Origin of the sequence: Pseudomonas sp. RIT623, assembly GCF_004519305.1 — a bacterium.
GTDB lineage: Bacteria > Pseudomonadota > Gammaproteobacteria > Pseudomonadales > Pseudomonadaceae > Aquipseudomonas.
Window position 1 is genome coordinate 1 of the sequence record NZ_SOZA01000074.1, and the last position, 4,330, is coordinate 4,330.

The 4,330-nt window shown below is 64.5% G+C and carries 4 protein-coding genes; 3 read left to right on the forward strand and 1 reads right to left on the reverse strand.

Translation table 11 applies throughout. The annotated features are described in order from the left end of the window. The first annotated feature begins 125 nt into the window (after positions 1-125). The 3 genes from E3U47_RS24680 (at position 126) to E3U47_RS24690 (ending at position 2,661) form a co-directional block, all read left to right on the forward strand. Positions 126-1,928, forward strand: coding sequence for a glycoside hydrolase family 15 protein (locus tag E3U47_RS24680; protein WP_134694185.1), 1,803 nt, complete (start codon positions 126-128; stop codon positions 1,926-1,928). Positions 1,929-2,079: 151 nt separating this feature from the next. Then, positions 2,080-2,358, forward strand: coding sequence for a type II toxin-antitoxin system RelE/ParE family toxin (locus E3U47_RS24685; protein WP_134694186.1), 279 nt, complete (start codon positions 2,080-2,082; stop codon positions 2,356-2,358). A gap of 15 nt (positions 2,359-2,373) precedes the next feature. Next, positions 2,374-2,661: a HigA family addiction module antitoxin gene (locus E3U47_RS24690; RefSeq protein WP_134694187.1), complete on the forward strand. Its 288-nt coding sequence runs from the start codon at positions 2,374-2,376 to the stop codon at positions 2,659-2,661. A 127-nt stretch (positions 2,662-2,788) separates the two neighbouring features. Here the strand turns inward: E3U47_RS24690 and glpT are convergent, their stop codons facing one another. Further along, on the reverse strand, positions 2,789-4,141 hold the full coding sequence (gene glpT, locus E3U47_RS24695; RefSeq protein ID WP_134694188.1) for a glycerol-3-phosphate transporter: 1,353 nt from the start codon (positions 4,139-4,141) through the stop codon (positions 2,789-2,791). Positions 4,142-4,330: the final 189 nt, after the last annotated feature.

Consider the following 4,330-nt stretch of genomic DNA (forward strand, 5'->3'; position numbering starts at 1 on the left):
GCAACGGCAACGGCAACGGCAACGGCAACGGCAACGGCAACGACACACTCCGCATTGGGTGCGTCGATGGAACCCGCCATCGTGCCTTGGCATCCAACCTCAAGCCCCCCACTCGAGGTCCCGCGATGCCCGCCCAGATCGAAGACTATGCCCTCATCGGCAACTGCCGTAGCGCCGCCCTGGTCAACCGCGATGGCGCCCTCGACTGGCTGTGCCTGCCGCGCTTCGACGCCCCGGCCGTGTTCGCCGCCTTGCTGGGCAACGAAGAGAACGGCCGCTGGCGCATCGCCCCCAGCGACCCCGTCGAGCACAGCACACGCCGCTACCTCGATGACACCCTGGTGCTGGAAACCATCTGGACCACCGCCAGCGGCCGCGCCCGGGTGCTCGACTGCATGCCCCTGGGCGAACACAACGCCGTGTTGCGCATCGTCGAAGGCCTGGCCGGCGAGACCGCGTTCGAGATGGACCTGGTGCTGCGCTTCGACTACGGCCGCAGCGTGCCCTGGGTCGAAAAACTCGACCCCCTGACCCTCAGCGCCGTCGCCGGCCCCGACCGCCTGATCCTGCGTAGCACCACCCAAACCCACGGCCGCGACCACCACAGCGTCGCCCGCTTTCGCGTAGGCCCAGGTGAACGCCAAGTGTTCAGCCTGTGCCACCAGGCCTCGCATCTGCCCGTGCAGCCCGGTTGCGATGTCGACCACGACCTCGAGCAGACCATCGACCAATGGCAGGCCTTCGCCGTCCGCTGCCCCGAGGTCGGCCCCTACACCGGGCTGGTGCGCCGTTCGCTGCTCACGCTCAAGGCCATGACCTATGCGCCAACCGGCGGCATGGTTGCCGCCGTCACCACCTCGCTGCCCGAGCGCGTCGGCGGCGAGCGCAACTGGGATTACCGTTACTGCTGGCTGCGCGACGCGACCATGACCCTGCTGGCGCTGATGAACCTCGGCTACTTCGACGAAGCCCAGGCCTGGCGCGAATGGCTGCTGCGCTCGGTGGCGGGCAACCCCGAGCAGATGCAGATCATGTACGGGCTGGCCGGCGAGCGCGACCTGCCGGAGTTCAGCCTGCCCTGGCTGCCCGGTTACGAGCATTCGCAGCCGGTGCGGGTCGGCAATGCCGCGTCCGAGCAGTTGCAGCTGGATATCTACGGTGAACTGGCCGACGCCATGACCCAGGCCATCAAGGGCGGGCTGCCGCGTCATCCGCGCAGCGCCGCCATCGCCCGCTCGATCCTGCCGTACCTCGAAAGCATCTGGCGTGAGCCGGACGAAGGGCTGTGGGAGGTGCGCGGGGGGCGCCAGCACTTCGTGCACTCCAAGGTCATGGCCTGGGTCGCCTTCGACCGGTCGGCGAGCCTGGCCGACACCACCGAGGAAGGGCGTGAGCGGGGGCGACATTACCGCCAGGTGGCGGACCAGATCCGTGACGAGGTCTGTCGCCGTGGGCTGGCTGCCGACGGGCGTCACTTCGTCCAGGCCTACGGCTCGACCGAGCTGGACGCGAGCCTGCTGCAGATCGCCCTGACCGGCTTTTTGCCCGCCGATGATCCACGTTTCCTGCGCACCCTCGAACAGATCGAAGCACGCCTGCTGCGCAACGGCCTGCTGCTGCGCTATGACAGCGATAGTTGCAGCGACGGTCTGACGCCAGGGGAGGGGACGTTCCTGGTGTGTTCGTTCTGGTTGGCGGATGTCTACGTGCTGCTGGGGCGGCAGGAGGAGGCGCAGGCGCTTTATGAGCGGCTCACGGCCTTGTGCAATGACGTGGGATTGCTGGCCGAGCAGTACGACCCGGTGGGCAAACGGATGCTGGGGAATTTTCCGCAGGCGTTCAGCCATATCGGCATCATCAATACGGCGTTGAACCTGCACCGGGCGCAGTGTCCAGCGCGGGATCGGGCGAGAACATTCAACCTGTGACCCTGTTGCAGCCACGCGTTGTCAGCACCAGCTGACAGGCTTGCGCTGTCGCCGGGGAGTGTGACGCATTGCGTCACATATGTTATTTTGCCCACTGTGATGCCTGGGGTCACACTCACCGTTTCGCACAACACGGATACGGTGTGCTCCCATGATCATCAGCTTTCGCCACAAAGGACTGCGGCTTTTCCACGAGACAGGCAACACCCGAGGTATCCAGCCTGCGCATGCGCAGCGTTTGCCACGGCAACTGCAGTTTCTTGACAGTGCCGCGGTCGCCGCCGACCTGTGCATTCCCGGCTGGCAACTGCATCCACTCAAGGGTGAGCGTGCGGGCTCATGGTCGGTCAGCGTGTCCGGCAATTGGCGGCTGGTGTTCCGCTTCACAGGTTGCGACGTCGAGTTGGTCGATTACCTCGACTATCACTGATCAGGAGTCCCTATCATGCCTATGCACAATCCGCCTCATCCCGGCGAAACGCTGCGTGAAGATGTTCTGCCCGCCCTTGGGCTGACGGTGAAGGCGTTTGCCGCGCACCTGGGTTTTTCGCGCGAGGCACTATCCCGTGTACTGCACGCTCGCGCGGCGGTCTCGCCGGACTTGGCGGTGCGGCTGGAAATGGCAGGTATCAGTACGGCACGGCTATGGTTGACGATCCAGGTGGATTACGACATCTGGCAGGCCCGTCAACGCCAGCAGCCGGTTATTACCCGGTTGTTCCAGGCGGCGTGAAGCGATCCGTCGTGGGCAAGCTCACTGCGCGCCAGGGTGACGGTGGGCTGGGCGCGCAGTTACAGGCCTGGCAGGCAAAAAAAACCCAGGGCACATGCCCCGGGTTTTTTTCATGCTGTCAGATGCATCAAGCCGTCGCTTCACGCCCGGCGCTTGCCGCCTTGGTATGGCGCAGTGTCGGGATCAGGAACGCAATCGCCAGCACACACGCGCTCACCAGCATCACGAAGCCACCGTCCCAGCCGAAGTGGTCGACGGTGTAGCCCATCGCCGCGCTGGCCGCGACCGAGCCACCGAGGTAGCCGAACAGCCCGGTGAACCCGGCGGCGGTACCGGCGGCTTTCTTTGGCGCCAGCTCCAGGGCCTGCAGGCCGACCAGCATCACCGGCCCGTAGATCAGGAAACCGATGGAGAACAGGGCGATCATGTCGATGGTCGGGTTGCCTGGCGGATTGAGCCAGTACACCAGGGTGGCCACGGTCACCAGGGCCATGAACACGATGCCGGTCAGGCCGCGGTTGCCGCGGAAGATCTTGTCGGACATCCAGCCGCACAGCAGGGTGCCGGGAATGCCGGCCCATTCGTAGAAGAAGTACGCCCACGAAGTGGTGTCGACGCTGAAGTGCTTGGCTTCCTTCAGGTAGGTCGGCGCCCAGTCCAGCACGCCGTAGCGCAGCAGGTAGACGAACACGTTGGCCAGGGCGATGTACCACAGCAGTTTGTTGCGCAGCACGTACTCGACGAAGATTTGCTTGGCGCTGAACTCCTGCTCATGGCTCTCGTCGTAGCCCTCGGGGTAGTCGTTCTTGTACTGCTCGACCGGCGGCAGGCCGACCGACTGCGGAGTGTCGCGCATCATCACGAAGGCGAACACCGCCACCAGCACCGCCACCGCGGCGGGTACATAGAAGGCCGCGTGCCAGTCGTTGGTCCAGCCAAGGCCGAGCAGGAACAGCGGGCCGATCAGGCCGCCGCCGACGTTATGGGCGACGTTCCATACCGACACCACGCCGCCGCGCTCCTTCTGCGACCACCAGTGCACCATGGTCCGCCCACTCGGTGGCCAGCCCATGCCCTGGGCCCAGCCATTGATGAACAGCAGCACGAACATGATCGCCACGCTGGAGGTGGCCCAATGCGCGAAACCGAAAATGAACATCACCCCGGCCGAGATCAGCAGGCCGAAGGGCAGGAAGTAGCGCGGGTTGGAGCGGTCCGAGACCAGGCCCATGAGGAACTTGGACAGGCCGTAGGCAATGGCGATGGCCGAGATCGCCAAGCCCAGCTGGCCACGGGTGTAGCCCTCTTCTTCGATCAGGTAGGGCATGGCCAGGGAGAAGTTCTTGCGCAGCAGATAGTAGCCGGCGTAGCCGAAGAAGATCCCGGCGAAAATCTGCCAACGCAGGCGCCGGTAGGTGCTGTCGACGCGCTCGTCGGGCAGCGGCGCCTGGTGCGCGGCAGGGCGGAAGAAGGCAAACATGGTGAAGCTCCCAACTTGTTATAGGTATGCGAAATCGAATTTTACATTTTCGTTAGGGAAAAAATACGGGTTATTCGGGCAATTGCTGTTGTTTTGTGAAAGCCCATGGCAGCCGTTGCATCCGGCGGCCTTGCAGCAGTAGTGGCAATTGGCTACGGAACGCTCGGAAGTGAACCACTTTTCCGGCTC